Source organism: Odoribacter sp. Z80, from assembly GCF_009935865.1.
In the GTDB taxonomy this organism is placed as follows: domain Bacteria; phylum Bacteroidota; class Bacteroidia; order Bacteroidales; family Marinifilaceae; genus Odoribacter.
In genome coordinates this window covers 1-1,141 of sequence record NZ_QWEL01000034.1, presented here as the reverse complement: position 1 = coordinate 1,141, position 1,141 = coordinate 1, and the positions used below count along the sequence as shown (strand labels likewise).

The following is a 1,141-nucleotide window of genomic DNA, read 5'->3' as shown; positions in this document are numbered from 1 at the left end:
AGGCGCATGGGGCCCACCTTGCGTGCCAGTCCCAGGATGCCGGAGCAGGTCTTGTTCGCCTGGTCCACATAACGTTTCTCTTCCAATATCTTACGGATATAAAGTTCCACGTCTTCGTGCACTTCGGAAGCTTCCTTGAGGAAGGTTTCCGGAGACCATTCCAGAATAGCCTTATGTCCGGGACACAAGTGTTCGGGATTGGTTGTGTGTTTAAATTCCATGCGGTTACGGGTGTGCCTGGTTACCAATGTGTAATTGTCAAAGACTTCCACATCGCTTGAGGTATAGCGGATGGTCAGCTTCCTGCCTATGTATGTGTGCGGGACACTGTAGAAATGGGCGTCCTCGCGCAAGCGTATGTAACCGTCCTTGCCTACTGTGGCCGAGACTTGTTTCTTCACCTGATAACGGAGCGGATTCAAAGATCCCAATGCATCCCGCTCGATGTCTTCAAAATAGGTACGACGGGAATAGTTCCTGCCTGTCAAGGTGCCGTTATTATGCAACTCCAGAGCCGAACGGATCGCGGCATTGAGACTTTGCAAGTCGGGACAATGCAATGACTCGAGCTTGGTGTAGATGTCCTTGTAGGTCAGTTTGACGGCATTCTCCACAAGGGCCTTGTCTTTGGGTTTACGTACACGGGCAGGAAAGACCGTTACTCCGTAGTGTTCGGCAAAACGCTCGAACTCCTCGTTCAGAACGGATTCATGACGGCCCGCTTTGCTGACGGCCGCCTTCAGATTATCGGGAACTACCGCCTGAGGAACTCCGCCGTAATAATAAAAGGCATTCTCACATGCGGAGATAAAATCCTCTTTGCTTTGACTATTGGTCGCTTCAACGTACGTCAACAGGCTGCAACCGAGTACCGAAACAAAGACCTCCACCTGGCGGGGAGGTTCATTATACGGATAAATCCATAGTTTATCACCGCAATAATCGACAAACATCTTGTCGCCCGCTTTGTGTTCCATGCGCATCGACGGATGGGCGATCTTCCGGTAACGCTGGATGGCTAAACGAAACTGGGTCAGACCGTAACCGTCAGGATGGACCGCACGGTATTTGTCCCATTGCTGGAGGGTGGTCATTCCCTTCTTGCTTAAAGCCTTGCAGATTTCAGGCATCAGACGGTCCA

Annotated in this window: 1 protein-coding gene; it reads right to left on the bottom strand. The window is 51.2% G+C overall.

Annotated elements, in window-relative coordinates:
• Positions 1-1,141: IS21 family transposase (gene istA / locus D1136_RS10770; RefSeq protein ID WP_161877619.1), on the bottom strand; the 1,141-nt coding region annotated here is incomplete at both ends.